The 2,946-nt window shown below is 37.4% G+C and carries 4 protein-coding genes; 3 read left to right on the forward strand and 1 reads right to left on the reverse strand.

Going from position 1 to position 2,946, the window contains the following annotated elements; translation table 11 throughout:
* The 3 genes from M901_RS07260 to M901_RS07265 form a co-directional block, all read left to right on the forward strand.
* Nucleotides 1–619 (forward strand): sterol desaturase family protein (locus M901_RS07260; RefSeq protein ID WP_021277542.1); only part of this gene is annotated, 619 nt, incomplete at its 5' end.
* Nucleotides 601–828 carry a sterol desaturase family protein gene (locus tag M901_RS18370; RefSeq protein WP_369793752.1) on the forward strand — a complete coding sequence of 76 codons (228 nt, stop codon included), beginning with the start codon at nucleotides 601–603 and terminating at the stop codon, nucleotides 826–828. The genes M901_RS07260 and M901_RS18370, both read left to right, overlap by 19 nt.
* A gap of 8 nt (nucleotides 829–836) precedes the next feature.
* Complete coding sequence (locus M901_RS07265; RefSeq protein ID WP_021277543.1) at nucleotides 837–1,454, forward strand: hypothetical protein; 618 nt, start codon at nucleotides 837–839, stop codon at nucleotides 1,452–1,454.
* On the opposite strand, the gene M901_RS07270 is transcribed toward M901_RS07265, so the two are convergent.
* Nucleotides 1,426–2,748 (reverse strand): cytochrome-c peroxidase, encoded by a 1,323-nt coding sequence (locus tag M901_RS07270; RefSeq protein ID WP_021277541.1) that lies wholly within the window; start codon nucleotides 2,746–2,748, stop codon nucleotides 1,426–1,428. The two genes, M901_RS07265 and M901_RS07270, sit on opposite strands and share 29 nt — an antisense overlap.
* Nucleotides 2,749–2,946: the final 198 nt, after the last annotated feature.

Genomic DNA, 2,946 nt, shown 5'->3' on the forward strand with positions numbered 1-2,946 from the left:
TTATATGAATATTTTCTCAGCGCTTATCTTAGCGCTTATCTTTATTAAGAAAGATTCTTATAAAGAGAGAGTTAAAGCTATTTTTAATAAAGAGATATGGTTACACCCATCGGCCATAGTTGATTATAAGCTCTACTTCTTCAATGCTATCTTTAAAGTACTATTGCTAGCTCCTTGGATGATTAGCTCTTTTACAATTTCAGTCTATTTTATGAAAGGAATGTTCTGGCTCTTTCCTGGATATGAGGCTCCGAAGCTTTCGAGTGAATTATTACTAGTGATCTTTACGCTTCTTTCATTTCTTATTAGTGACTTCTTCAGGTTCTATATGCACTACTTAATGCATATGAACTCCTTCTTGTGGAAGTTTCATCGAACTCATCACTCTGCCGAAGTACTGACGCCATTTTCTCTTTACAGAGCTCACCCTGTAGAAGTCGTGTTTGCTCAGATTAGAAACGCTCTCGCGGCAGGTTTAAGTGCAGGAATATTTACATTCTTCTTTCAAAAGCAAGTTGGAGGAATTGATATTCTAGGAGTTAATATGATTGGCTTTCTTTTAATATCTGCGGAAGCAATCTACGTCACTCGCATATTTGGATTAGCTTTGGTTTTCTAGAGCACCTCTTTATTAGTCCTGCGCAACATCAGATTCACCATGCAAAAGATAGAGAATTTTACGACACGAACTTTGGTATTGTATTAAGTGTCTGGGATAAGCTTTTTGGGACATGTGTACTCTCTAAGAATAAGAAGGTAACATCTTTTGGAGTTGAGGGAACAGAAGAACATTCTCTTAAGTCAGAATTACTTTTTCCTTTTAAATAAAGAGGACCATGAAGACTAGTGATTTCAATGTTTCTGGACATTATTATACTTTAAAAGAAGATAAGCAGGATAGTTATCGTAGCGTGCTTAGAATTCAACGTAAGAGCTCTGAGCAGCAAGATTATGATCTTGTTGTGGTCATGATGAATCCTGGTTCCTCAAAACCTCTGATTGGTGGAGTCATTCAAAAAGATTGGACTCCTCGAAAGAAGAAGATCTACTCATTGGCCAAGCCAGATAATACTCAGTATCAAGTTATGCGTTTAATGGACCGTCTTGAATTTAATCATGCGGCGGTACTTAATCTTTCTGATGTACGAATTTCAAAGAGCCGTGAGTTCTATCAAAAGTTAAGCTCCTATAAGTCCGATATTCATAGTATTTTTTCGTCGAAGCGAAAGGCTGAGTTGATGAAATATCTCAGCGGCGATATCCCAATTATAAAAGGCTGGGGACTCGATAAGAGTCTGGTGCCGTATGCTGAAATAGCAGATAAACTTCTCTTAAAGTATAACTCTCATGGTTATGAAAAAGTGGCACCTCTTTATCGACATCCTCTACCACCCAATATTCATCTTCAACGAGAATGGCTGGACGTTATTGAAAAGCAAATTCGGAATTCGTAGCAGCTCTTACTCTGTCGTCAGTGAGTGCGTCTTTCATAAAGTTAAGAAGGTCTTTTTTCTCACTATCAGTCAGCTTTAAACCTTTGCGTAATTCTCCAATGCTCATCAGTTGGAATCGAAGCTTATTTCTACGCGGGTCCTTATCCAGAACAATTTTCTCATCATAGAATTTTTGAATATCGCTAGAGACTTCAAAATTGGCCATAGACTTCTTTACATTGTCATAGTGTTCGATAACTTCTTCTAGGGTAAAGAAGACTCCTGAGTGCATATAAGGTGCTGTCAGAATAATATTTCGAAGGGGAGGTGTTCTAAACTTATAAAGATCTCTTTTTACTCCAGTAACTTCGAATCTTCCCTGATCATCTAATTTTGGTGAATCGACTGTTCCAATTTGAGGTGTTCCCGTTGTCTTGTATTGAAAATTTGAAAGGTGTTTTCCTGCATGACAATTAACACACTTTCCTCGAGTTAGAAAAACCTTAAGGCCTTTTTTCTCGGAGTGTGTCATGGCATTGAGATCACCTTTAAGATAGCGATCATAAGGTGTGTTGATAAGGTTAAAGTTGTAAGAAATAAAAGCTGCTAGAGCATTACCAACATGACCAATATTAAAATCTTCGATCTTCGTTTTTGGGAAAGCCTTTGAGAATTGTTCTCTATAAAAGTCTTTATATTCCCCATGCAGAAGACGCTTCATCACTAAGTTCCAGACTTCAAGGTTACTCTGGGCCTTAGAGAGTTCATTATTTTCAAATCCGCGCATCTCTTCTTTGCTTGTGATAGGAAAGATGACTTGGGCAGCAAGTGAGCTTGTTAGCATTTTAGCAATTTCTTTTGCTTCGGGTGATCTTCCATTCAACGCAGGCTCAGGTGTTTGAAGAGCTTTTGTTTTATGGTCATAGGAAACACGACCATCCCAGAACATATCATTAATCTCACGATAACCTAGGTTAATAAGAGCAGGTGAGTTTCTAGGGATGACTTGGGCCTTTGACTGTTGACGATTGGGACCAAGACCAATTCCTCCTGCCCCAATAGGAAGGGGGAGCCTATCACTTGTTCCAAGTGCCGGATGATGACAGTGCATACATGTAATATCTCTATTACCACTTAATTCTCTTTCGCTAAAAAGACGTTGTCCTAATCTAATGACATGAATGTCTTCCTTAAAAGACGGCTCTAGCGCTTGCAGATTATTATCTTTAATAAGTTTTTTTAGTTGTTGATCAATGTCACTTGAAAATGCGTGAACACTAAAAGTAGCGAGAATTAAAAAGATGTACCCTTTCATATTTATATTTCCAAAAAAATGTATTGCCTTTAGAACATGAGTATTTTATAAGAACGAAAGTTTGATAAGTCAAACCAATAAATATCACCTTTTGGAGGGAGAATGAAAAATACACTTATTTCACTACTGATTGCGACAGCATCAGCAAGTGCTCTAGCAGTAAAAGTTCCTTTTAAAAACAATGACTTAATGAAGAAG

Source organism: Bacteriovorax sp. DB6_IX (assembly GCF_000447775.1).
Taxonomy (GTDB): domain Bacteria; phylum Bdellovibrionota; class Bacteriovoracia; order Bacteriovoracales; family Bacteriovoracaceae; genus Halobacteriovorax_A.

Excerpts from the sequence above, each read along its gene's own strand:
- M901_RS07265 (WP_021277543.1), top strand. The coding sequence starts at position 837 with ATGAAGACTAGTGATTTCAATGTTTCTGGACATTATTATACTTTAAAA.
- M901_RS07270 (WP_021277541.1), bottom strand. The coding sequence starts at position 2,748 with ATGAAAGGGTACATCTTTTTAATTCTCGCTACTTTTAGTGTTCACGCA.